The sequence below is a fragment of the Microcoleus sp. F4-D5 genome (assembly GCF_036704885.1).
Taxonomy (GTDB): Bacteria; Cyanobacteriota; Cyanobacteriia; order Cyanobacteriales; family Microcoleaceae; genus Microcoleus.
Window position 1 is genome coordinate 16,983 of the sequence record NZ_JAUBSX010000069.1, and the last position, 23,439, is coordinate 40,421.

18 protein-coding genes are annotated in these 23,439 nt (G+C 47.0%); 10 read left to right on the forward strand and 8 right to left on the reverse strand.

The features are described 5' to 3' along the window. The first annotated feature begins 51 nt into the window (after positions 1–51). Both QUA80_RS25465 and QUA80_RS25470 read left to right on the forward strand, forming a co-directional pair. Entirely contained in the window at positions 52–1,779 is a 1,728-nt protein-coding gene (locus QUA80_RS25465; RefSeq protein ID WP_333427791.1) for a phosphatase PAP2 family protein, read from the forward strand. A gap of 687 nt (positions 1,780–2,466) precedes the next feature. Continuing rightward, positions 2,467–4,698 (forward strand): S8 family serine peptidase, encoded by a 2,232-nt coding sequence (locus QUA80_RS25470; RefSeq protein WP_333427792.1) that lies wholly within the window; start codon positions 2,467–2,469, stop codon positions 4,696–4,698. A 392-nt stretch (positions 4,699–5,090) separates the two neighbouring features. Here the strand turns inward: QUA80_RS25470 and QUA80_RS25475 are convergent, their stop codons facing one another. Beyond that, complete coding sequence (locus QUA80_RS25475) at positions 5,091–8,096, reverse strand: glycerol-3-phosphate acyltransferase (protein WP_333427793.1); 3,006 nt, start codon at positions 8,094–8,096, stop codon at positions 5,091–5,093. Between the two features lie 211 nt (positions 8,097–8,307). Between QUA80_RS25475 and psb35 the strand changes: the two genes are divergently transcribed. Further along, positions 8,308–8,520, forward strand: a complete 213-nt coding sequence (psb35, locus tag QUA80_RS25480) for a photosystem II assembly protein Psb35 (RefSeq protein WP_333238084.1) — start codon at positions 8,308–8,310, stop codon at positions 8,518–8,520. 350 nt (positions 8,521–8,870) lie between these two features. Here psb35 and QUA80_RS25485 read toward each other — a convergent pair whose 3' ends face one another. The 3 genes from QUA80_RS25485 to QUA80_RS25495 all read right to left on the reverse strand — a co-directional run bounded on the left by QUA80_RS25485 (position 8,871) and on the right by QUA80_RS25495 (position 10,860). Then, positions 8,871–9,122 carry a hypothetical protein gene (locus QUA80_RS25485; RefSeq protein ID WP_333427794.1) on the reverse strand — a complete coding sequence of 84 codons (252 nt, stop codon included), beginning with the start codon at positions 9,120–9,122 and terminating at the stop codon, positions 8,871–8,873. 51 nt (positions 9,123–9,173) lie between these two features. After that, positions 9,174–9,479: a DUF6658 family protein gene (locus QUA80_RS25490; RefSeq protein ID WP_333427795.1), complete on the reverse strand. Its 306-nt coding sequence runs from the start codon at positions 9,477–9,479 to the stop codon at positions 9,174–9,176. A 643-nt stretch (positions 9,480–10,122) separates the two neighbouring features. Further along, the gene (locus tag QUA80_RS25495; protein WP_333427796.1) at positions 10,123–10,860 is read right to left on the reverse strand and encodes a DUF2993 domain-containing protein; all 738 of its coding nucleotides are present in this window, start codon (positions 10,858–10,860) and stop codon (positions 10,123–10,125) included. A gap of 268 nt (positions 10,861–11,128) precedes the next feature. Here QUA80_RS25495 and QUA80_RS25500 point away from each other — a divergent pair, with 268 nt between their 5' ends. The 5 genes from QUA80_RS25500 (at position 11,129) to QUA80_RS25520 (ending at position 15,328) form a co-directional block, all read left to right on the forward strand. Continuing rightward, positions 11,129–12,541, forward strand: coding sequence for an HD domain-containing phosphohydrolase (locus QUA80_RS25500; protein ID WP_333427797.1), 1,413 nt, complete (start codon positions 11,129–11,131; stop codon positions 12,539–12,541). Between the two features lie 239 nt (positions 12,542–12,780). Next, positions 12,781–13,374 (forward strand): pentapeptide repeat-containing protein, encoded by a 594-nt coding sequence (locus QUA80_RS25505; RefSeq protein WP_333427798.1) that lies wholly within the window; start codon positions 12,781–12,783, stop codon positions 13,372–13,374. Between the two features lie 130 nt (positions 13,375–13,504). Beyond that, positions 13,505–14,260 carry a DUF2993 domain-containing protein gene (locus QUA80_RS25510; protein WP_333427799.1) on the forward strand — a complete coding sequence of 252 codons (756 nt, stop codon included), beginning with the start codon at positions 13,505–13,507 and terminating at the stop codon, positions 14,258–14,260. Between the two features lie 234 nt (positions 14,261–14,494). Beyond that, positions 14,495–14,785 carry a DUF1816 domain-containing protein gene (locus tag QUA80_RS25515; RefSeq protein WP_333427800.1) on the forward strand — a complete coding sequence of 97 codons (291 nt, stop codon included), beginning with the start codon at positions 14,495–14,497 and terminating at the stop codon, positions 14,783–14,785. Between the two features lie 267 nt (positions 14,786–15,052). Beyond that, positions 15,053–15,328, forward strand: a complete 276-nt coding sequence (locus QUA80_RS25520; protein ID WP_333427801.1) for a DUF1816 domain-containing protein — start codon at positions 15,053–15,055, stop codon at positions 15,326–15,328. A 168-nt stretch (positions 15,329–15,496) separates the two neighbouring features. Here QUA80_RS25520 and QUA80_RS25525 read toward each other — a convergent pair whose 3' ends face one another. After that, positions 15,497–16,504, reverse strand: a complete 1,008-nt coding sequence (locus tag QUA80_RS25525) for a J domain-containing protein (RefSeq protein WP_333427802.1) — start codon at positions 16,502–16,504, stop codon at positions 15,497–15,499. A 1,440-nt stretch (positions 16,505–17,944) separates the two neighbouring features. After that, entirely contained in the window at positions 17,945–19,234 is a 1,290-nt protein-coding gene (locus QUA80_RS25530) for a glucose-1-phosphate adenylyltransferase (protein ID WP_333238079.1), read from the reverse strand. Between the two features lie 760 nt (positions 19,235–19,994). On the opposite strand from QUA80_RS25530, the gene QUA80_RS25535 reads away from it, so the two are divergent. Continuing rightward, positions 19,995–21,452, forward strand: coding sequence for a glycoside hydrolase family 13 protein (locus tag QUA80_RS25535; RefSeq protein WP_333427803.1), 1,458 nt, complete (start codon positions 19,995–19,997; stop codon positions 21,450–21,452). Between the two features lie 198 nt (positions 21,453–21,650). Here the strand turns inward: QUA80_RS25535 and QUA80_RS25540 are convergent, their stop codons facing one another. Both QUA80_RS25540 and QUA80_RS25545 read right to left on the reverse strand, forming a co-directional pair. Next, positions 21,651–22,064, reverse strand: a complete 414-nt coding sequence (locus tag QUA80_RS25540) for a fasciclin domain-containing protein (RefSeq protein ID WP_333427804.1) — start codon at positions 22,062–22,064, stop codon at positions 21,651–21,653. 166 nt (positions 22,065–22,230) lie between these two features. Next, positions 22,231–22,656, reverse strand: a complete 426-nt coding sequence (locus tag QUA80_RS25545) for a DUF2358 domain-containing protein (RefSeq protein ID WP_333427806.1) — start codon at positions 22,654–22,656, stop codon at positions 22,231–22,233. A 58-nt stretch (positions 22,657–22,714) separates the two neighbouring features. Here QUA80_RS25545 and QUA80_RS25550 point away from each other — a divergent pair, with 58 nt between their 5' ends. Further along, complete coding sequence (locus tag QUA80_RS25550; RefSeq protein WP_333427805.1) at positions 22,715–23,290, forward strand: hypothetical protein; 576 nt, start codon at positions 22,715–22,717, stop codon at positions 23,288–23,290. The last annotated feature ends 149 nt before the right edge of the window (positions 23,291–23,439 follow it).

The following is a 23,439-nucleotide window of genomic DNA, read 5'->3' on the forward strand; positions in this document are numbered from 1 at the left end:
TACAGACGGTACGAACCTTTGCGCTTTAATCAAAATATCCAATAAATAAACATGGCATCCCTCACCTCTAGTCCTAAATTTGACTATCTTGAAGGAACCACCCAACCAGACAGATTTGACGGATTGGATGGCAACGACATAATTTATGCCAACAGCGGAGACGACTTTCTCGAAGGCGATGCAGGCAAAGACAAAATCTGCGGCGATCGAGGTAACGATACTATCACCGGCGGTGCAGATAATGACATCCTCTGGGGAGGCAAAGACAGCGACCTAATTAATGGCGATTCCGGCAACGACATAATTTATGCGGGCGCAGGTAGCGATACCGTCAGCGGCGGCACAGGCGATGATATATTTGCCATTGCTAAAGGCAGCGGTGGCCCAACTCTAGCTGCTGCCGACTACATCGCCGACTTCGGCAACGGCAATGACAAAATTCGATTGCTAGACGGCCTCAGCTTTGAAGATTTAAACATCCAGCAAGGCACCGGCATCAACAGCAACAGTACCGTAATTCAAGACAAACTCACGGGCGAGTATTTAGCAGTCTTGCCGGGAGTCAACAGCAGTACGATCGGCCGCGACCAATTCACAAATCAGCTATCGGCAAACCCTGTCATCGAGTGGAACGGAGTCATGCTGAATGCAGTGCGGACTGCCAGCAGCGCGCCTCCCCTCGCTTCCCGCAACATGGCAATGGTTCACGCAGCCATTCACGATGCTGTTAACTCGATAAGCAAAAAATACAGCCCTTACCGGGTCAACATAGATGCACCAGCAGGTACATCAGCAGAAGCTGCCACCGCCGCAGCCGCCCACCGCGTCTTAGTCAGCGTCTACCCAGCGCAAGCAGCCACATTCAACGAAGCATACGCATCGTCTTTAGCTAAAATTACCGACGGCAAAGCCAAACAAGACGGGATAGCCCTCGGACAGCAAGTTGCCGACCAAATTATCAGTTCGCGGAGTACAGACGGCATCACGAAAGTAGTGCAGTACACCCCCAAAACCGACCCCGGTAGTTGGGTGCCGACTCCCCCCGCCCTTGCCGCCGCGCTGGCCCCACAGTGGCGGGACGTGACTCCTTTTGCGATGACTAGCGGTTCTCAGTTCCGCCCGTCGGGCCCGCCCGCCCTTGACAGCGCCAAGTACGCAGAGGAAGTTAACTACGTCAAAGAAATCGGCAAAAGTGACAGCCTCACGCGCACCCCAGACCAAACAGCAATCGCCAAATTCTGGGCCAACGGCGCTGGGACGTTTACGCCTCCGGGTCACTGGAACCAAATCGCCGAAGAAACAGCGACTCTCACGGGTCAATCCTTAGAAGATACCGCCCGCTTGTTCGCCCTGCTAAATTTTTCCCTCGCCGATGCAGCTATTAGCTGCTGGGATGCTAAGTACCAATACAATTTATGGCGGCCGGTGACAGCTATCCGCCAAGCAGACACAGACAACAATCCCAACACGACAGCAGATGCCCAGTGGACTCCGCTGATAACTACTCCGCCGTTCCCTGAGTACACGTCGGGCCACAGTACCTTTAGCGGTGCAGCAGATGCAGTTATGACCTCTGTATTGGGTTCGGATTTTGGCTTTGCAGATAGGGGAGACAGGACTGTCAACACTTTGCGAACCTACGAGAACTTCAGCGAAGCGGCCGACGAATCGGGCATGAGTCGCCTTTACGGAGGCATCCATTTCATGAGTGCTAATGTAAACGGTTTGAGTGCTGGTAGAAATCTGGGTAACTTTGTTGTCCAGAATTTCTTAGTGTAAGAAAGTAGCAGTCCCAGATAGTTTTGTAGTGAGGACTGAAGTCCTCACTCTGGTTTTTAGTTTTTCATAAATAAACTCCTTACTACCCTCGCAACGTTGCTAATTTTATGGTGAATTTAGTAGCAAGTCTAATTGCTTATACATACCAGGCTCAAAAGCTATCTATGTATGACATAGAGGCTCCTATTTACACTTTTAATTAATTCGGATTTCAGCCGTCTAACTCACCTTCAGAGACAGTCTATGTTGACCGTTGCACTCGCTCGCCCGCGTCGAACTTGCGTTATATAGCGTTTTGTAGGGTAATTCCCCCTGCTTAAACCCACGTTCCGCAGTTCTTAACATAGTCAAAAATATGTTGACGAGAAAACGTCATTCTAGGAATTTAATTGCCAACATATTCTCGACAATTAATGATTATTGAGAATCCAGGAATACTCCTTAATAAAAACTCATATTTCTACATATCAGCGTTCGGCTTGTAGAGAAAGAATTACAGCCATTTATTACCAAAAAATCCCCAATTAATGTTAAGATCTGCGGAATGTGGGATTAAACCTATCCATAGGATTGTTGCCTGAGTCCTATGAATTTTCTTTGAGTCTTATTAAAAAACTTTGCGATTTCAGGGTTGAAAGTTTTACCATAGTAAGATATACCTATTGAGCTGACCAGGAGCATCTGATTATGAGTGGTTCCAGCAGTGACGGTAATTTTTTCGATCTAACTCCCAATTCTGATTACTTGAGGCTAACCCCAGGACTTTTAAATCCCTTCACCACAGGACTGCGGGCTTTAGAAGGTAATGATACTGTGATTGGTTCTGTCTCTTCAGAATCGATCGATGGCGGTGGCGGTCAGAATTTCCTGTTAGGAGGTAGCGGTAACGATGCCCTATTGGGCGGGAACTTTGATGACTTCATCTCTGGCAACTTTGGGAACAATACCCTCGTTGGAGGTCAAGGAACAGACTCGCTGCACGGTAGTCAAGGCAGCGACATACTTACAGGTTCTGATGACCAAGACAGTTCGGTTAGCAATGTGGGTGGAGACACGCTAATTGGTGGTAGCGACAATGACTCTTTTGTACCCCAAACCGAACTAAAAGCAGCAGCAGTAGGAGTAACAGACCTCGGTACCCTGAAAAATTCAATTAGCCTGAATGGCTTCGTAGATGAAAACAAGTTCAGACATATTTACCCTTTCACCACTGACACACTCAGCAGTCTCACATTGAGACTCAACGGTTTGAGTGCGGACGCTGATTTATTCTTGGTGAGGGATGCTAATGATGATGGTGAACTGAGTCCAGACGAAATCGCCTCTGCTTCTGGCTCCCTAAATCTTGGAAGTCTGCCAGAAGTAATTGAAAATCGCTTTCTTTTACCGGGCCAATACTATGTCTACGTTCAACAGTACGTTCAACAGGGTGTAGCGGGCGCTAACACCAGCTACAACCTGGATATAAATGTCAAGCTAATTCAGTTATCGCTGAACCAAGCTATTCCTCCACTTGTCGGCACATTTAGCAGCGAAGTCAAGTATTCGTTGGACGGCTTTGTTGAAAAAAACAAACCTGTGCAACTCTACAAATTCGATCTCCCACAGCCCAGCAACCTTCAAGTCAACTTGCGGGGAATGTCTCCGGGTACAGATGCGGATTTAGTGCTGTTTCAGGATGTCAACCAAGACAACAAGGTTGATTTTGGTGAAATTGTTGACACTCCTCAACAGCAAGGCAACAATCCAGAGGAAATTTCCTTTAAAGGTTTGTCAGCAGGTACTTATTATCTCGGAGTCAATTCTTTTGAAGGCGACACGCTCTACAACCTCAGCATCTTAGCTGCACCGACAACAGATAAGTTCAACACCTTGTTTGGCTACGGACTGGTGGATGCAGCAGCGGCAGTTGCGAAGGCCACTGGTAAACCGTTGGATGCTGCTAACCCGCTCACCAGTGCAGCGGTAAAAAATAACATAGGAGACTTAAACCTCCTCAATGTTGCCCCAGCCTGGAAAGCAGGATACACGGGTAAAGGTGTTGTGGTTGCGGTACTTGATAGTGGCGTTGACTTGAGTCATCCCGATTTAAAGGGCAACATCTGGCGGAATCCTAAAGAAATTCCGGGGAATGGTATTGATGACGATGGCAACAAAGTTCCTGATGATGTAAATGGGTGGGATTTTGTAGATGGCGATGCTACTGTCTCCCCAGATTCAAACGATCAGCTTGGGTTTCACGGAACTCACGTAGCAGGAATCATTGGGGCGAAAAGAAATGGAATTGACATCAATTCTCCCAATAACAGCTACGAAATGAATGGGGTTGCTTATGATGCTCAAATTATGCCAATTAGGGTGGGAAGTTTTGGAGGTGTGAAATCTACTACCACTGTCGTTGATGCCATTTACTATGCGGTTAACAATGGCGCAAATGTGATTAACATGAGTTTCGGCGGACGAATGGCAGACGGGCAGGAAGAACGAAAAGCCCTAGAATATGCCAAGCAACGCGGAGTTTTTGTGGTGATGTCAGCGGGAAATGAGAGGGCCCAAGTCAACTCTAGCGAACCAGGTTTTCCAGCATTTTATGCTTTCGATAATTTGGGAATAGCTGTCGGAGCAGTAACAAGTTTTCCAGGCAAACAGGTAACAGTTTTTTCCAATCCTGCTGGTTCGATACCAATAAATTTTGTGGTTGCTCCGGGCCATGAAGTCTTATCTACAATTCCGATTACGCCGGAAAATGTAGGTTATGGCTTCCTGCAGGGAACGTCTATGGCTGCTCCCTATGTTGCGGGTGTAGTTGCTCTAATGCTTCAGGCGAATCCAAAGTTAACTCCTGACCAAATTTTGGAATTTCTGACTACAACAGCAAAACCTGAAGGAATTACCCCGGAAGTTCGTGAGACTAGTTAACAATCGCTGGGAAATTTCCCGAACCCCGGTTTCTTGGAGAAACTGGGGTTTTGAAGATGTACACAGGACTTACGCACGGCCCAGAAACCGGGTTTTTTCGAGTCTCTTCGCTGCCGCCCGCCGAAACCGTAAAAAATCCGGTTTCTAAGCATCGCAGCGGGTGGTCAGAAACCGGGTTTTTTCCCCAGAATATGTTACAGATGGCAGAAGCTGCCAAAAACCGGTTTCTTGGGTTTTTATGCGTAAGTCCTGGTACATTATTTTTATCCAACTACTTACCGTCTAGTTACAGTTGAGTGAGAAATGCCGATCGCACTCTAAGTTTACCAGGGCGATCGCCTGACGGTCAAACTCACGTTACTACAAACAAGTTTTTAGACTCTTCTTCCCGTTTATTCGAGCAATTCTACAGTGCCGAGATACCCATCTACTCGGACTTTTTGACCGTCTCGCAAGCGAGTTGTAGCTTCAGGAATATTCATCACTGCGGGAATTTTGTACTCGCGAGCGATAATTGCTCCGTGAGATAGTTGGCCGCCAACTTCGGCGATAATTGCTGTTGCTCCTAACAGCAGCGGTGCCCAGCCTGCATCGGTGTAGGGGACTACGGCGATCGCATTTTCTCCTAAATCTGTGCTCGCGGTGCGGCAAATCTTGACAAAGCCTTCGACACGACCGATACTTGCGGGAATTCCCTGGAGGATATTAGTTGCAGATGTTGCAGAGTCGATCGACCTTTTCTGAGAATTTGGCAGCAAATTGCCGTAGACTACAGGGGGAATCGGGCGATCGCGATCGGCTACCAGGCGATCGCGCCTTTCCCTAATTGTATCCTGAAAAGAAACACTCGCGCCGCTGCGAATCCACTGCTGAATTTCCCCAAATTCCAGATAAAAAATATCCCCGCTTTCCTGAAACACCTGCATTGCCAATCCGCAAGCTTCAATCTCCAAAAAAGTCCAGCGCAGGTGAGCCAACAACCGCGCGTAAATTTCGCTAATTTCGTTTTTGACGATCGCTCTTTCTTGACATTTATCTAATCGCGAATTCTGCCCAAAAGTCAAGCCTAACTTCCGCTTTTCGACTAAATTTGTTTCGGCTTTTTGAGCCATAGTTATTAGCAGTTTTTGGTAAACTTCCGGCTGTTCTCGCCAAGTAGGAACAGCGATATCCGTTCCCACCTCGCTCAAATATCCGTAAGTATCAAGCCACTTTTCAAATTCTGCTTGTAAAGCCGGAGTTTCGGCAAATGTCTGTGCTAAATGTGCCACTGAAACAGTTTCGTCAGGCTGCGAAACAGCAGCTTGCCGCAATTTCTGAGCCAACTGCTGTAAAGCTCGCACCGAAGCAATTTCAGGAGCGCTATCATTCTCCAGCCAGTCATCGTCAACTCGAAAAATAGCCTTGCGAATAGCCAGCCCGATCGGCCCTAATATATTGTAGTAAGTAATCGGTTTCAGCCACTCCTGAATTTGCTCCGCTCTCTCCAACAATTCCGACAAATATTGATAATTGGGCATTGGGCATTGGGCATTGGGCATTAATATTGCTTCTTCGCTCGAACCTCTTCCCTCTTCCCTCTTCCCTCTTCCCTCTTCCTTCTTCCCTCTTCCCTCTTCCTTATCCAGACTTTGCAGTGCCGGGAGGAAAATAGAAGTACGATCGCCCTTAAATTCTGCATTGAGCGCCCTCTCCCGCTGCACCAGACGCCACAAACCGGGCAAATTGGGCAAAATCTTCCCCAAAGGCGGCTTGCCCATTTTTTGCCCTCTCAGCAAAAATTCCAAACCCTGCTCCGGCAATCCCATCATCCGAAAGATTTCGCCCAACAAAGTCGCATTAAAATAGGCGTGAGAACCCAGCAAAGTTGCCGTTTCATTAAAGTTTAAGCCGATCGCGCGATCGCCCAAAACCACCTTAAATATTTCTCCCCAAACCCCGCAAGTCAGCGGCCGGTTAATCGACCAAGTTAGCGGGCGAATTGCACCGGGAATCACTTCTGCTGCAATAGTGCGCGTCCAAAAAGGCTGCAAATTAGTAATTGGGCGGCTTTGCAAAATCCAAACTTTTTCCCCGTCCCAACTCCACTCAATATCCTGCGGGATTCCGTGAAAAAATGCTTCTATCGCTTGGGCTTGTTTCACCAATTCTGCTATAATATATTGAGGAATTATTGAATTACTTTGAAGTTCATTTAATTGTTTTTCTAAGGATTCAGGTGTACTAAAATCAATTTCTAAGTGAACCGGAGTACATTGTCCGCCGACAACAGCCTCGGCTCCTCCCGGTAAAGCTTCTATAATTACCTGGGAACCACCATCTAAAGGATTGCGACTGAACATGACTCCCGCAATTTGGCTGTCAATATAAGGCTGAATTAATACAGCCATTTGGGTATCGGGCAATTGTCGCTGTCGGCGGTAAGCCACAGCTTCGGAAGTCCAATAAGACTGGCGGCAGCGATTAATTGCATCAAGCAATTCTGATTTAGTTGAAACAGGCCCAATTGTTTGATATTGTCCGGCAGCGGAACTGGTATCGCCATCTTCTCCCGCAGCAGAAGAGCGCACAATCATTCGATTTTGGATTTGGGATTTTAGAGTTTGAATGACAGCATTGGGAATTGACGACAATTCATCGCTATTTCCTCGATGCCCGATGCCCGATGCCCGATGCCCGATGCGCGCTTCTTGTGATAATATCCAACCAGCAGGTACGTTAAAACCTGCCCGTTTAAGTTGAGACAATTTAGCAGCTTTATCGCCGCAGATTGCCGCATCTAACGAGTCATCAAGAGAAAACAATCGATCTGATTTAGATAAAGCCATATCATCACCCTGACTGAAATTAATTGCTGCTAACAAAACAGCTAATCCTGCTGCTGCTAAAAATTCGGGCATTGATTGTCGCCACACCCAAACCCAAATAGGCGTGCACAGACACCCGCAACGGGAAGCAAATAGTCTCGCCCGATCGCCCTCACCCCACCACCGCTGTGCCAAACCCCACACCAGCAGCCCCCAAATGCCCGATGAAACAGCCACCGGCGGCGAAAATACCAAAAGACCCCAAACAGCGTTTGTCACCCCTCCACCTCGGGCGATCGCATATCTGCCCGCAACTAGCGGAATTAACAGGGCGATCGCGATCTCCGGTGCATCCGGAAACCAAAATCGCCCCGCCAACACCGGCACAATACCCCTGGCAATTTCCACCAACACCGCAGCAATTCCCGCTAATTTCCCCCCGTGAACGAAAGCTGCCGACACGCCCACATTCCCCGTGCCCAGCGCCCTCAAATCTCGGCGGGTAAAGACTCGCACCGCCCATCCCGTTAGCGGTAAAGCACCCAGGCTGAAACTAGCAGCCAACAGCAATGCTATTGTCCCCAACGGCATAAAATCAGCTCTCCTATTTTCAACCTCCAAACATTATGACGGCAATTCTGTCAATTTTTCTGTCTTCCGATATATCAACCAGACGGCATTAGCACTTAAGATAATGTAAAAGTAGAGTAGATAAGGATTTAGCCTAATGATAGATATCAGCTTGACCGCTCCCATGGCAGTTCTTGTTGCACCCATCAAGCAAGTAACGATCGATCTGCTGATGCAGCAGCCAGTGCCGGAATCAAGTGTCAGCTTGACCGCTCCAATAGCAGTTCTTGGTGTTGGCTTTGTTGCCGCAGTTACGATCGGCTCGATCGCCTGGTACAACTCCAAGCGCCCCCCCGGTTGGGAATCCAAAGAACGCCCTGATTTTGTTCCGAAAGTTGATAAAGACGATTTGATTGCTGATGTTTCTGACTCGAAACGTAAATAAAACAAAGTTTCTTTAGAGGAATAAAAGCAGGACTTGTGCATTAATGAGGAAACTCGGTTATTGCGAGTTTGTCATTGCCAGCCGGAGCGGCAATTTCAATGGTGCGCTTTTCCATTTTTTGCACAAGTCCTAGAAATTTCAAATCCCAATCTACAATCTACAATTAAGGTGCGCCTCTAAGCACCCCACATATACAAGAATAAGGCTAAAAAGTAGTTTTAGACGATACATATAGCGTCAGGTGCGCCCAGTGAACTGACAGATGCTGGGTCTAAGACTGATATAGAAGTTCTGGATAAGTCTTGTGAATATTGTGTAGGGACTATTCAGAAAAAGCCCCTACAAATTGGCTATTCCGCGCTAGTTATGCTTGCTTGTTTTTGCAGCGGATTGAGCTGCCTAACCGAACTTTCTTTGGCATCTTCAGCGCTATCTTTCAGGAAAGCAGAACCATCCTTAAAGGCGGCGCCTACTCTCTCTAAGATATTGGCATCGGGCTCGCTGCGATCGAATACGGGTTGAGCCTGAGTCGGCGGTCCGTCTGGCGCTTCTAAGAGAGCTCTATCTCCCCCGAGTGCGGGGTCAAACTTGTCAGTTTCCATCGGTGCAGAGCCCGGATCGAGCAGCCTTGAGGAATTAGATTGAGCGTTTGTTCAGGCCAGGAGACGATCGCGTGCGATCGACAAATCAGCCCGATTCTTTTCGGCTTTAGCAGGCGATTGATTGACTTTAGGGTCGGTAGACATTTGATAATTCGTGTATCCATCTCCACCGGCTTTGTGGGGGTTATTCATTCCTCCCATTTGAACGGGAGGATTCTCAGGCCGAGCACCTCGAACATCGCCCGAATTGCAAGCGGTGCTGGTAAACAGCAGCACACCTGCCATAAATACAGTCAAAAATTGAGTCAAAAATTGACCGATACGCAGTCTTTTAAAAAAAGCAGTTACAGTGTTCACAAAATTTTTCCAAATTTTTCCTACTACTTGTCAAGAGTAAAAATAAACTCCCCATAGCTGCCTCTAACGGCGGTGATACTTTGCCGCATATTGCTATCTATTTTTTTATAACTTTAGAGGGATTTAAAAAGTGCGATCGCCTTCGATAGATTATTTTTGTTAGGACTAACAAGCCAGTATCTAGAAACCCGGTTTTTTTTACCGGGTTTCTAGAGAAATTTCGGTTGAGAAACTCGCGTACCCGACCGAGAAGAAAAGGGCGGAGGTAGTTTCAAAGCGCAGTCTTCGGATGCGTTCCAATAATTGCTCGATGACAAAAGCTTTTCGGTTTTTGACCGCGCCCAAAAACCGATACTTGCGAACGACTCCTGCCGTGGAAATCTAAAAATTTTAGACTCAGGTTCAAGATTCCAGATTGATCTGGAGAGTAAATCTAAAATCTAAAATCTAAAATCTAAAATCTTTAGACTCAGTTTCAAGATTCCAGATTGATCTGGAGAGTAAATCTAAAATCTAAAATCTAAAATCTAAAATCTTTAGACTCAGGTTCAAGATTCCAGATTCATCTGGAGAGTAAATCTAAAATCTAAAATCTAACATCAATTGACGTACCCTACCAGCTACTAAGCTGAGAACGCTACTGCTAATTTGGGAATTCTTCGACTTTCGCTTCAGCTTGCAAAGTCAGCAAACCAGCTTCTACATTTAGCTGTTGAATTCGCAGGGACATTCCCTCAAGTTCAAAATTTCGCAAGTTTAAAACTTCACCAGCTTTGTCCGCCAAAGCTTCAGTTAACTCCGGCGAAAACTCCTTGTTTTCGGGATACTCGACATCCTGAAGAGAAATTGCCCAACCGCCCGCTGCGATCAGAGGTTTTGCTGTAAAATAAATCTTTTCAGTTGAGGCACTTTCCCGCACCAATACCTCAGCATTTAAAGCGATTTTTCCAGCTAGCAATTGGCACTCAATAGTTTTAACGTCTATTGTCACCAGTTGTCCGTCAACAGTAACTTTTAAGTTTTTCAGTTTCCTGCTGATGTATTCGGAATTAAAAGCGCGGTTGATATCGCTTTCTGTTAAAACTGCGCGCGCCCCACCGAAGGCAGGCCCGTTCAGTTCTATTTTGCCAAACATAGCGGTCAGGGGATTGACAGCAATATCCTTGACCTGAATTTGCAATTCTTCCACCCGCAAATCTTGCTGCATTACCAGTCCTTTGCCCTCAACTGCAACGGCCTCTACTTCTCCCTGGGCTAGCTGGCCAGGATCGGTGTTAACTGTGACCGACAAAGTTTCCGATTCGTCTAATTTGCTAGCAATAGCAATCTCGGCCACTTTGTCGATCGCCTGTTCCCCTAAACTTCTATTTTGTTGAAGCACGCTCAGAATTCCTACTAATTATTGTTTCCAAAATAGTAGTTAATACTTAATAAAGTTAGCGTCTTCCTGTCGGCAGGTTTCTCATATAAAAAAAACTCAGCCAAAGACAGAGGGTTTCCAGAAAATGGCTAAAATTAGTAAGGTTCGCACCCTAAGTTGAGTCCGTTGCGAAGCGGTGAAAAATCAAAAACTCGGATTTTTACCAAAAGTCTTTTCGAGAAGTTCGATCGCCCGCTACAATAAGTAAGAGCAGGCACCGCTTTTTGCAATGAATTCAGAATCAACTCTCGCTAGACTACAAGCTACGCTTCCCGACGGAAAACTGCCTTCTAGCTACGGGGTATACTTCAAAAACACCCTAGTAGCCCTGTGTCACGCCCTAGAAGACCACATTTTGCAAACTAGCGGCGGGGACGATATCGAACTCAAACCCCTAGTTTTGGTGACGTTTCAGCAGGGTAAATGGTATTTACAGGAAGCAGATCGCTACCTAGATATTGCTAATGCCTCTCGGCGCGTTGTCATCGGTGCAGTAGCCGACAGCGGTTTCGCTACCCACAAAACCGGGCAATTAGAAAATGTATCTTTAATAAATCTCGATGAGATCGACCCGTTAATCCAAGAATGGAATTTAATCATCCTCGCCCCGACATACAAAGCAATGGTGCTTTGCCGCGAACTTTCAGCCGAGGAATACTTGCCCCAAGGCAAGCCAGAAGTAGATGCAGAACGAAAGTTCTACGGTTTGTGGTCGTTTGACCAGTCTTTGGTGTCGGCGGCAGCAGAAATTTTTATAGAACAGACGCGACATTACAACTCTCCCCTGGCAGACAATTTGCTGGAAATGTACCGCGAAATCCAGGCTACCATTGGCCCGCCCTTGGCAGACATTAGCGGCGTGGTATCGCGGATAGTCAGTTACCTGCAAAGTTCTCAGCAGCAAATGGTAGCAATTAACCGCCAAACCCGCGAGTTGTGGGAATTGGAAGGTCAAGCTTTGCGCGTCAGCCGCAATTTGAACGCTAACAAACTTCAAGCTTTTCTGCGGATGGCCCAGCGCGTGGACGAACGGGATACCTCAAATCCTACAGCGTCTTTGCAGGTGGCGGCTTTGTCGGAAACTTTGGGTCAACTGCTGGATTTGCCGGCTTTGCAGTTGCGCAGGCTGCGGCTGGCCGGATTGCTGTTTCGAGTCGGCTTAGTTTCGGCCCCGAATGAGGTGTTCGATCGCACTCCCGATGCTTTCGACCAAGCAACGCTATCATTTTGGCGCGATCGCAGTTTCATCGGTTCCCAACTGCTGCAAGCAATGCCAGAGTTAGCACCAGTTGCGGAAATTGTCAAGCACAAACTCGAATATTGGGACGGCAGCGGCAAGCCAGAGGGTTTGCGAGGCGAATCGATACCCGTTGCTTCGCGGATTTTGGGGTTGGTCGCTTATTTTCAAGAATTGACTCAACCGCGCGGCGATCGTCCGGCTTTGAGTTTGAGCGAAGCTTTGGAAGAGTGCCGGCAACATTGCGGCATTCGCTTCGATCCGGCTTTGGTGGAAACTCTCAGCAACGTCGTCAGGCTGGCAGAAATGGGTTTGATGGAGTTACCGAACCGCCCGAGCCAACTGCCGAATGTATGGTTGGAGGATTTGGGCGATCGAACGACCGCAGCCGCTCCGGCATTATAAAATAACTGGATGGGTAATGGGCGATCGGTAATTGGTAATTGGGAACTTGTACAGAGGGTAGCCGAAGTATCGGGCATTTAGGACTCGGGCACAAATCCTTTCCAACACTAGAAAAATCAGCTCTCTGTGCGCGGTGCGCACCCTACCGCTCTTGCTGGAAGTCGCAGCCTCTCTGTGCGCGGTGCGCGCCCTACCGCTCTACTAATGACTAAAAACTCATGACTGATGACTAAAAACTCATGACTAATGACCTCGAAGCCATACGCAAAGGCAAAATTTTGATGTTGGCCGGCACCGATTTAGCGGGTACAGACTTAGCGGGAGCCGATCTCGCCGATGCTGACTTGTCTCAAGCCAACTTGAGTGGAGCTAATCTCGCCGGCGCTAACTTGCAGCGGGCCGTATTGCGAGCCAACCTCCGCGGCGCTGACTTGAGCGGCGCTGACTTGAGCGGCGCTGATTTTCGCAATGCCGATTTGCGGGGAGCTTCGTTCGCTAACGCTGTAGTCCGCGAGGCAAGTTTTGGGGGTGCTTTTTTGACGGGGGCATCCATCGGCAATTTGGATTTGAGCGGTGTCGATTTTCGGGGTGCCGATTTGCGCGGCGCTGCTTTGGCTCGGGCAATTTTGCACTCTGCCGATTTGAGCAATGTCAATTTGTCCGGCGCTGATTTGTCGGGCTCTGACTTGGAAGAAGCGATCCTGAATGGAGCCGTACTGCGCGGCGCTAACCTGACGGGGGCTAATTTGCTGTGCGCCTCGATCGAACAAACCGTTTGGGATGGAGCCCTGCTCGATCGCGCCTGTCTCCAAGGCACCCCCCTGAGCAATTAAAAGATCAAAAATGTTGTTTTTCACGCACACCGTGAAAACAATCCGTGCTTATGATGTGAATAAGCACAAGCTATTTTAACATTTCTTAATAGGAGGTTATAATGGCGACTGTAGATGAGCAAACGAATAAATGGTAGCAGCTTTGTTTAGCGGTACATCCTTTCAAGGTCAAAGTGGCGATCGCCTTGTTAGTAAAGTAGCAGGAGCTGCGATCGCAGCCTTATTCAAACGTTCTGAAAAGGCCGAAGCCAACATCCGAGTCGAACCCGTAGCCAAACTCTTGCAGGGAAGCATCGACGGTTTCGACTTCATTGGCAAAGGTATGTTGATGTACAACGGCCTCCGCATAGAAGTGATGGAACTATACCTGCAAGCAGTCTCAATTGATTTTGGGGCAATTTTTGCAGGTCAAGTCAAATTGCGGCAGCCTACCCAGGCAAATATGCGAGTAGTTTTAAGTCGATCGGATTTAACCACCTCATTCAATACACCTTTTGTAGTTGAAAAACTCCAGAAGCTGAAGTACCAAGAGCAATCTCTGCACTTTCAAAACACTGAAGTCAGCTTCGGAACCGACAAATCAATTCGGCTTCAGTCCGAAATTACCGTAGGCGATGCCAGCGAACCCGTCAACATAGATATCACAGCTCAATTGCAAGTAGAAGACAGACGCAAAATCCAATTTGTCAGCGTTACTTACGGCGGTGACGGGCAAGCAGTAGACTTGGGTCAAGCTATAATTGCCCACGTAAATAACTTGCTAGACTTAGACAAATTTGCCTTAGAGGGGACTCAACTGCGAGTAGACCGCTGCCGAGTTCAGAACGACGAGCTGGTTTTCTACGGTTGGGCTGGTATCGAACAGTTCCCCAAAGGCAAGCGCTAAACCTCAGCCTGCTGAGGTTTGCCCAGCCCTATAGTTCGGAAAAACAGTATTTTTCAGTTAGCAAATAACCCGCACCGGCGGGTTTTGCTTTAGATTTTAGATGCGAGGAAAATCTCAAATCTCAAATCTCAAATCTCAGTTCGATCGACTCAAAATCAGCACAGAGGTTGATTCGGGGGGGGCAATTATTTTGATACATTTAAATAATAAATTAAATCACCCTCAAGAATAAAGATGCTCGGATTTTATTTATTTTGTATCTACGTCGCAGTCTTGTCCGTGTTTGCCGGGCCTCGGCACCGCCGGTCTGAGAAATGGTGGGTAGAAATTGTCACCGATTTGCCCCACTGTACCTACTATTTTGGCCCCTTCGACACCAACAAAGAAGCATCAAGCAATACTCCAGGCTACATCGAAGACTTGGAAAGCGAAGGAGCCAAAAGGCTTAGCATCCGCATCAAACGCTGTCAGCCTTCGCATCTCACAATTTGTGAAGATGAAGTCTCAGAAAGTTTGACGATTTAATGACTTTGAGTTTTGAGTTAACTCAAAGCTCAACAAAAATATAAACACGCTCTTCTCCCAGTCCTTGCCTTGCAGACTTTGTGTGTGTAGCAGGGACTTAGAGTCGCCCAGCCTAAAACTCTCCTCCACCGAAATGCTGATTTTAGACAGCAGCAACTCTCAAAAATTACCTCCGTCAAATCAGCACTGAGGACGAGCCGATCGAGTTATTTTCCCGGATAAGTTGAGAAGAGTAAACACTACTTAACTTGTTGCAGAGGGGGAATTATGTTTGAACTTTATATGTTAGGTATGTTCCTGGCGGCGGTTTCGATACTGACTCAACCGATGGCCAGCGGTAGAGGTCGCGAGTGGTGGGTGGAAGTTGACACAGATTCGCCCAAGCACACCTATTACTTTGGCCCCTACGACAGCAAGGATGAAGCTTCTAATAACACTAACGCCTACATCACAGACTTGGAAAAGAAAGGAGCTAAAAACATTAGCATCAACATCAAACAAGGTCGCCAACCCAGTCAGCTAAAAGCAAGCGAAGAGTCTTGAGAAAGTGGAACGCTCAATTGTGAATAGGTCGAGCGAGCTAAATCCGCTCGGGCGCGGGTTCACGAATATCGATGACTTCAGCTCCAGGATATTTGTAAACCCGCCTAAACCCAAGAGATGATTCGCTTTCCTTCGTGATTTTGTTTGGTACGGGCACTGCAAGTTTGTTTAAATTAGCGCTTGGTTTAAATTGCTCCGAGGATTAAAAGTGCGATTTGCTTTAATTTTCTCGTAGCATTCGCGTTCTACAGTGCTAATTTCTTTCGGCGGCACGATCGCAATTTTTACTAACAAATCAGTCCGCTCGTCTTTCTTCGGTTTCGGCCATCCTTTGCCCCGCAAGCGCAAAGACTGACCCGATCGCATCCCGGCTGGAAATTTTACAGTTATCATACCTTCAGGTGCCGGCACTTCAATTGAAGCTCCCAATACCGCTTCGTCTGGAGTTATAGGCACTTCGCAGACCAAATTCTCTCCCTCAAATTGGAAGAAAGCGTGAGGCAAAACTTCTAGTTTTAGGTACAAATCTCCCTGCTGCTTGGTGTAGGGGTCAATTTGACCTTTGCCTTTTACCCGAATTTTGCTGCCGGTTTTCACTCCCGCAGGAATCGAAACTTCGCCCGTGGCGACTCGCTTGGAAGTACCGCGAAATGCTTCCCCCAAAGTCAGGGAAATCACCACCTCAGTGTCGAGAGAGCTTCCTGCAGTGCGGTTGTCGTACCCGACGAAATCTTCAAATCCGCCAAAACCGGTGGGCCCGCCGGCGCGGTAGTTGCTGTAATTCCACTTGCCGTTGCGGCCAACACCAGCACCAGGGCTACCTGCGCGGCCGAGCAAGGCATTGATAAATTCGTCAAAACTGCTGTACTGGCTGAAGTCAACCCCGCCAAAATCTACCGCAGTACCGCCCCCGCCCGGCCATCCGCCGGAAGTTGCAGCCGCTTGCTTCCAGTATTGACCGTATTGGTCGTATTTCTTGCGTTTTTCTGGGTCTGATAGCACTTCGTAAGCTTCGTTTACTTCTTTAAAACGAGCTTCGGCTTCTTTGTTCCCGGGGTTCATGTCGGGGTGATATTTCCGGGCTAGTTTGCGAAAAGTCTTTTTAATTTCGTCAGAACTGGCAGTTTTGTTGAGTCCCAAAATAGCGTAATAGTCTTTAAAATCTGTTGCAGCCATTAAGCAATCCCCTCTTTATTAGTTGTTAGTTGTTAGTTGTTAGTTGTTAGAAAGAATAAATCCCAAATTAGCAGCCCGATGGCGAATTAGTTTGATGCCAGGGGTAAAAGTGCCTGCGGCATCTCATTCAAATTATAGGTTATCAAAGGTTTGGACTCGATCGAGTTCGGTTGTTGCTTGGCGTTCGATCGCAATTTCCTCACCCCGCTGCTGTTGTTTGAGATTTTATAGCATTGGGCACTTACGCTGAAAGCCTATCCTGAAGGCAGCCGCAGCAGCAGCAAAAGGCATTCGACCAGAAAAACAATGCTTCGATCGATTAAGAACGTCCTAAGCCTACAGGCGGTTGCTATACCTTTGAGCTTTTAGACTGTGAAAACTTTTGCCACGATATGTTTTGAGGAGTTGTGCGCCTTCGGGATTTCCGGAGGCGGCGAAAGCTTTGGGCAGCAGCCCTCTTGAAGCGATGAGGGGAAAGCTGCTGCTGTTGCTGGCGCGAATACCCGTCTGGTTGACAAGCGAATTTCAAAGGTGGTACCCGCCACGTGATTTATCCGTGGAATCAATCCAAAATCGCAAATCGAAAATCCTCAAGAAAGAGCATTTATCCGTGGGGTCGCCTCTAAAATCTCAAATCTCAAATCTCAAATCGATTGACTGGTGCCGACGATCGAGCTTTTTTTTCTGCACGTGCGATCGAATTTCTCGATAGGAGCTTTTCACCCGATGCCAATCTTAGCACGTTCTCATCAGCAAGTCCGGTCGAATCTGGCGCCTAAATTGTGACTGTGTTATACCCTAAAGTCCGCAGTCATTTGCCAACATTTCGATATCTTTTTTCCTCACCCCAGACCGAGCCTATACCGTCTTATTTTTATTACGTCTGAATAGATTTAAGTCAAAGTAATATAACATAATCTCTCCGTTGTCTGTTAACTACATCACACACTTATCTAAAAATTAAGATAGAATACTAAAAAGCGATCTGCTTTAAATGTTACGAGGGTGCTAACATGATGAATTATTTGCTAAGTTGGCCTTGCGGCTGCTGCGACGAGTGGAAAGATAGTTCCGAGAGTTGTGTTGTACTCAGAAACGGGCAGCGCATTTGTCAGTCGTGCTACCAGCGCAAATACAAGAATCAGAAGCTATTCGCCCGACACCGGCGATCGCACCTATCTGTATCACCGCAGGCAGTAACAGAGAATTTCCCTTATAAATAATGCGCGAGCCTTTGAATAAAGCCAAGTATTTCGACAACCTCGCATCAGCGGTTGGAATTAATAATCAAAAAAAAATTAATTTCGTCATCAGTCATCAGTCATCGGTCATTGGTAATCTGTCACTAATTTACTTATTTATCATCAGTCACTTGGTTAAAGGTAACAGATTTTAACTTAAAAAACTAATGACTGACGACTAATGACTAATGACTAATAACTAAATGATAGTTCCATCAGGAATCGTGGCGTTTTTCAGGACTACGACAATGCCGCTGCGGATATAAAAACCTTGGCTTTCGCGGTTGGCTTCTTCCACTCGGTCTTTATTAATTATTTGAACGTTGTGGCCGATGCGGGCATTTTTATCCACGATCGCGCGGCGAATTGTAGTATTTGCACCGATACCGAGAGCGACGCCGCCGTTGTCCAAACTCGAATGCCGTTCGGCGTCGGGTTCGTAAAAGTCAGCACCCATGACTAGGGTGTCTTGAATCGTACATCCAGCTTCAATGCGCGATCGAACTCCCAACACAGAATGGTCGATCCGACACTTTTTGAGAATGCAGCCTTCAGCAATAATCGATTCCGTCACGTGAGTATCTAAAAGCTTAGTCGGAGGCAAGAAACGCGGGCGAGTGTAAATCGGAGCCTTTTCATCGTAGAAACTGAAAGGAGGCTGAGGCTGTTTGGTCAGCGCCAAGTTAGCATCGTAAAAAGCCTCAATAGTTCCGATATCTTCCCAGTAATCGTCAAACAAATAAGCTTGAACGTTGTGGTCTTTTGCAGAATTCGGAATAATCTCTTTACCAAAATCCGTTTGGGTTGGAGATTCTTTCAGCAGTTTAATCAAAACTTCTTTTTTGAAGACGTAAATCCCCATCGAAGCAATGTAAGGACTGTCCTTAGCCTGCTGCGCTGTCAATCCCAGTTTAGTAGTATCCACCTGCATTTGTTTGAGCGCATCGCCTTTGGGCTTTTCGCTGAAAGAAACAATGCGGCCGCTGTCGTCGATTTTCATCAAACCAAAATCCGAGGCCCGCTTCTCGTCCATAGGCAAAACTGAGAGGGTGATATCGGCGTTGGTTTCGCGATGCCTCTGCACAAACTTCTGGTAGTCCATGCGGTAGAGGTGATCGCCCGAAAGAATCAAGTATTCGTCAACGTCCCACTCTTCTAGCAGCCACAGATATTGGCGAACTGCGTCGGCTGTCCCTTGAAACCAGTTGGGGTTTTCCTGAGTTTGCTGGGCGGCGAGTACCTCGGCAAATCCGTCGGTGAAGCCGGAAAAGTTGTAGGTGCGAGCGATGTGACGGTTGAGGGATGCCGAGTTAAATTGAGTGAGGACGTAGATTTTGACTATTTCCGAGTTGATGCAGTTGCTGACAGGAATATCGATGAGGCGATATTTGCCTGCGAGGGGAACTGCGGGTTTGGCTCGCAGTTTGGTTAGGGGGTAAAGGCGGGTGCCTACACCGCCACCGAGGATGATGGCTAAAACTTTTTTCAAGGAACTTTCTCCCTAGGGTCGATTAACTCTCCAAGTACAGTGTCGGATGGTGAGGGCTTCTTGACAAGGGGGGGGAGCAAGGAAGTTTTGAGTTTTGAGTTTTGAGTTGAGTCGCTTACACAGAAAGCGGATTGTTTAATCCAAATACTTCTTCAAACCCTCAATAAGAGTTAAAAAACCCGGTTTATGAGAGTTGGAGTGCGTCCGGGACTGGAGTTAGGAGTTTCGATCTGTGAGTTAAAATACCCATCAATCCATAATGGATATTTAAAAAAGTTTTGAGTTGTGAGTTAACATACCCTTCAATAAATAAAGGCAGTTTAAGGAAAGAATAAGGTTGGGGGTTTGGGCTTTTAATTACAAGTTTCTTGGGTTAATTCCCCCTTTTGGCAATTTCTCCATCCAGGCTCATCGCGCTGTTGTTCTTTTTCAAGACGGGTCGATCGCACCGCGCCCGCTGATGCTCTGTTTGCGCCCGCTGGCGTCCTTGTTCTGCTTGGTTTCGAGCTCGTTCTTTTTACTGGCGTTCCTGACTGCGGTGAATTTGTCCAACTTCACAGCAGTCAGGCAGCGCCGCCCGTCGGGACGATGATTTTCTAGGTTGAGTCAGCTTTCAATCTGAGATTGACTGGAAATTTGTCTAAGAGTTTGCAATTTGTCGATCGACAAAATTGGATAAAATGTCTATTCTCTACCAAAAGCTAGATCCCCTACCAACCTCTGCTACTGTAGCCTAAGGCGTAAAAGCTAGCAAAAGTGTATGCAAATTCAAACGCCGGACTGGGTTAAACACGCCGTATTCTACCAAATATTCCCCGATCGCTTTGCCAAAAGCAAACAGCCCCGCAAACGCCTCCTGCAAAACTTCATGTGGGAAGAATGGCACGAGATCCCCACCCTCCAAGGCTACAAAGGCGGGGACTTGTGGGGCGTGATGGAACAGCTAGACTACTTGCAAGACTTAGGCATTAACGCAATTTACTTCACGCCCATATTTCAGTCAGCTAGCAATCACCGCTACCATACCCACGACTACTATCAAGTCGATCCGATGTTGGGCGGCAATCCGGCTTTTAAAGAACTTTTAGATGCCGCTCACGATCGCAACATCAAAATTGTCCTCGACGGCGTATTCAACCACGCCAGCCGCGGCTTTTTCTTCTTTCACGACATCCTCGAAAACGGCCCCCATTCTCCTTGGCTGGATTGGTTTAAAATTGAAGGTTGGCCGCTATCAGCCTACGACGGCAATTTTCCTGCTAACTATGCCGGTTGGGACGGGAATCGAGCACTTCCTGAATTCAATCACGACAATCCAGAAGTGCGAGAATACATTATGGAAATCGCCGAATATTGGATTAAATTCGGCATCGACGGCTGGCGGCTGGACGTTCCTTTTGAAATTAAAAGCCCGGGATTTTGGCAGGAATTTCGCGATCGAGTTAAAGCAATTAATCCCGAAGCTTACATTGTCGGCGAAGTTTGGGAAGATGCGAGAGAATGGCTCGACGGCAGTCAATTTGACGGAGTAATGAATTATCTTTTTGCCGGGCCGACTATTGCTTTTGCAGCGGGCGACAGGGTAGATTTAGCTCAAATTGAAGGCCGTTCTTACCATCCCTATCCGGCGCTTTTTGCTAAACAGTACGGCGAAAAAATTAAACAGGTTTTAGAACTGTACCCGTGGCAGATACAGCTAACTCAACTTAACTTGTTGGCCAGTCACGATACAGCTAGGTTGCTGTCAATTGCTGGGGGCGATAAAGCTAGCGTCGAACTAGCTACTTTGCTGCTGTTAACTTTTCCTGGAGCTCCCAGCATTTACTACGGCGATGAAGTTGGTTTGCCCGGTGCTCTAGATCCCGATTCTCGCCGCGGTTTTCCCTTAGAATCTCACTGGGAACTTGATGTTTTAGATTATCACAAGCAGTTGATAGCTTTGCGTCACAAATATGCTGCCCTCCGTACTGGATCGTACCAAATTCTGTTTGCTGAGGGAACGGTTTACGTTTTTGCCCGAATTTTGGGGGATGAGGAAATAGTTGTTGCTGTCAATGTCGCGACAGAAGAAGCTAATATTAGCTTTGAGGCAGCTAATTTGAAATCTCCTCACGAGAAATTGCTGTTTGGGAAAGGCGAGTTTGTTTGGAAAGGTGAAGGGGAAACTCGGCATTTAGAATTGATGCTGCAGGCGCGATCGGGATTGATTTTAGGTTAGGATAATTAGTTCAGCAATTACGCAAGTGTCACGATCCAATCGACTTGTAGGGTGCGTCAGACCGAGTTATGGACGGATGAGCGATGGTTTGGGCTCTGACCCACCTTACTAATTGTGACACTTGTATAAGTTCTCTAGTTTAAAATGTAAGGTGCGCCCATAAGCACCCTACTAAATTTAGAGATGCCGCAAGTTTAGTTATGCTGCAACCATTGCGGGTACGAGCACCGCATCAATGATATGGATGACGCCATTGTCGGCAAGAATATCGGGAGTGAGAACTTTAGCATCATTAACTTTAATGCCGTCTGAAGTCTCAATTCCCACGACAGAACCTTCCACTGTTTCAGCAGAACTTAACTCAAGCAAGTTCTCAGTTAGTACCTCGCCAAACAGAATGTGATAGGTGAGAATTTTTTTGAGCTTTGGTATGTCTTCCAACCAAGAGGCAATAGTGTTCGCAGGTATTTTGGCAAATGCCTCGTCAGTTGGTGCTAAGACGGTGTAGGGGCCCGGACTTTGCAATAAATCTAACAAACCAGCCGCTTCAATAACAGTCACAAGTGTTTTGAAAGAGCCGGCATTGGTGGCAGTCTGGACAATATCAGCCATGATGTTTTTGGGGAGTGCAAATAGCAGAAAATAAATCTGGGGCGACGATTCATTTTAGCAATTTACAAATAGCAGAAAATGAATCGGAGGGCTGATGATTATTTTACTCATTATAAGTTATTTTGGTTGCCGCCCCTGATAGACCCGCGCGATCGACCTTTTTGACTTATCCTAGGCTCCCATCCTCCCCCTTGCGGAAAAACTGCTTTAAAATCTCTCCGGGAGCTCTGTCCCAGGTGTCGATATGTTCGTAAATTAAGCCGTCTTTATCGAGTTTATAAGTAGAGTAGCCGTTAAAAAAAATCCGAGCTTTCCAGGGAACCCGCAGGATGCCGCGAACAGTCCAATTTGCCACAATAGTATCAGGGTCTGTCTGACTTACACCGTGCAGGTCGAAGTAAATCTCGCTAAAGAATAGCTGCCCGTGAAATCGCAGAGTCCAAAAGATAATGCGATAGTTGATTTTTCCTTTAAATTTGTTAACAGGGTCTTGAAAATAAACATCTTTTGTGTAGATGTCGTAGGAGATATCTTTTTCAAAAAGCGTCGGGAGTTCCGCTTTCAGGGTGTCTACTGCTTGTTCTACCTGCATTTGATATTCGAGCGCGCTCACGCTACCACCTTGTGACAGTATTAATTTATAACTTTAAATGAATAATCTCGATCGCTGGAGTATCGCAGATTTGATACTTAATCCAGCTCTGATTTTAACTCTAGCGATATTTATCCGCGCCGGCTTTTCTGCTGACCCGGACTTGCGACATCGACACCTTGGCACCGATTTGACAGAACACCCCCACTCCTCTGACATTCTCGCAGAAATCAACAGCGGCAAGCTGTTGATGGTAGATAGCCGTCGCCGGAACGGTCTAATTTTGATTAAACGCTTCCACGCGGAGTTTGCCGGGCCTGGGGCTGCCGTTGGGGGTGCTTTTGATGTTAATTCTGTGCAGGCGATTCCCGTGGGGGATTTTTGTTTGGTTTGCCCTCTATCTCCCGAAGAAAGACAGAAAGCTTTTGGAATTCGGCGGCATTGGGTGCGGTTAATGGAACAGTTAACGGCAAAGCCGGCAGCTTTGGAACGCGCACTAATGATTTTAACTCAGTTTGAACAATATTTGGATTCGGAAACGGTGGCACAAATTCCCGATGAAGCTTTGGCACTTTTAGTAGGCGTATTTCCCGCAACCATTCGCGCGGCGCGACAAGAAAATGATCGAGGATGAAAATATTTTATCTATTTCCTAATTCTAGCGTGTGGCTGCAAACTATCGAATCAGATGCCAAATTAAGGACAGCCTAATACCATTTTTCTAAAGATGTGCTAGAGATAAAGAATGTAAGATCCAAGACCATCCTGTGAGAAAACCAATGA

What these genes read in the sequence shown, in the direction of transcription:
- QUA80_RS25465 (WP_333427791.1), top strand. Translation starts at nt 52, where the DNA reads ATGGCATCCCTCACCTCTAGTCCTAAATTTGACTATCTTGAAGGAACC.
- QUA80_RS25470 (WP_333427792.1), top strand. Translation starts at nt 2,467, where the DNA reads ATGAGTGGTTCCAGCAGTGACGGTAATTTTTTCGATCTAACTCCCAAT.
- QUA80_RS25475 (WP_333427793.1), bottom strand. Translation starts at nt 8,096, where the DNA reads ATGCCGTTGGGGACAATAGCATTGCTGTTGGCTGCTAGTTTCAGCCTG.
- psb35 (WP_333238084.1), top strand. Translation starts at nt 8,308, where the DNA reads ATGCAGCAGCCAGTGCCGGAATCAAGTGTCAGCTTGACCGCTCCAATA.
- QUA80_RS25485 (WP_333427794.1), bottom strand. Translation starts at nt 9,122, where the DNA reads ATGGAAACTGACAAGTTTGACCCCGCACTCGGGGGAGATAGAGCTCTC.
- QUA80_RS25500 (WP_333427797.1), top strand. Translation starts at nt 11,129, where the DNA reads ATGAATTCAGAATCAACTCTCGCTAGACTACAAGCTACGCTTCCCGAC.
- QUA80_RS25505 (WP_333427798.1), top strand. Translation starts at nt 12,781, where the DNA reads ATGACTAATGACCTCGAAGCCATACGCAAAGGCAAAATTTTGATGTTG.
- QUA80_RS25510 (WP_333427799.1), top strand. Translation starts at nt 13,505, where the DNA reads ATGGTAGCAGCTTTGTTTAGCGGTACATCCTTTCAAGGTCAAAGTGGC.
- QUA80_RS25515 (WP_333427800.1), top strand. Translation starts at nt 14,495, where the DNA reads ATGCTCGGATTTTATTTATTTTGTATCTACGTCGCAGTCTTGTCCGTG.
- QUA80_RS25520 (WP_333427801.1), top strand. Translation starts at nt 15,053, where the DNA reads ATGTTTGAACTTTATATGTTAGGTATGTTCCTGGCGGCGGTTTCGATA.
- QUA80_RS25525 (WP_333427802.1), bottom strand. Translation starts at nt 16,504, where the DNA reads ATGGCTGCAACAGATTTTAAAGACTATTACGCTATTTTGGGACTCAAC.
- QUA80_RS25535 (WP_333427803.1), top strand. Translation starts at nt 19,995, where the DNA reads ATGCAAATTCAAACGCCGGACTGGGTTAAACACGCCGTATTCTACCAA.
- QUA80_RS25540 (WP_333427804.1), bottom strand. Translation starts at nt 22,064, where the DNA reads ATGGCTGATATTGTCCAGACTGCCACCAATGCCGGCTCTTTCAAAACA.
- QUA80_RS25545 (WP_333427806.1), bottom strand. Translation starts at nt 22,656, where the DNA reads ATGCAGGTAGAACAAGCAGTAGACACCCTGAAAGCGGAACTCCCGACG.
- QUA80_RS25550 (WP_333427805.1), top strand. Translation starts at nt 22,715, where the DNA reads ATGAATAATCTCGATCGCTGGAGTATCGCAGATTTGATACTTAATCCA.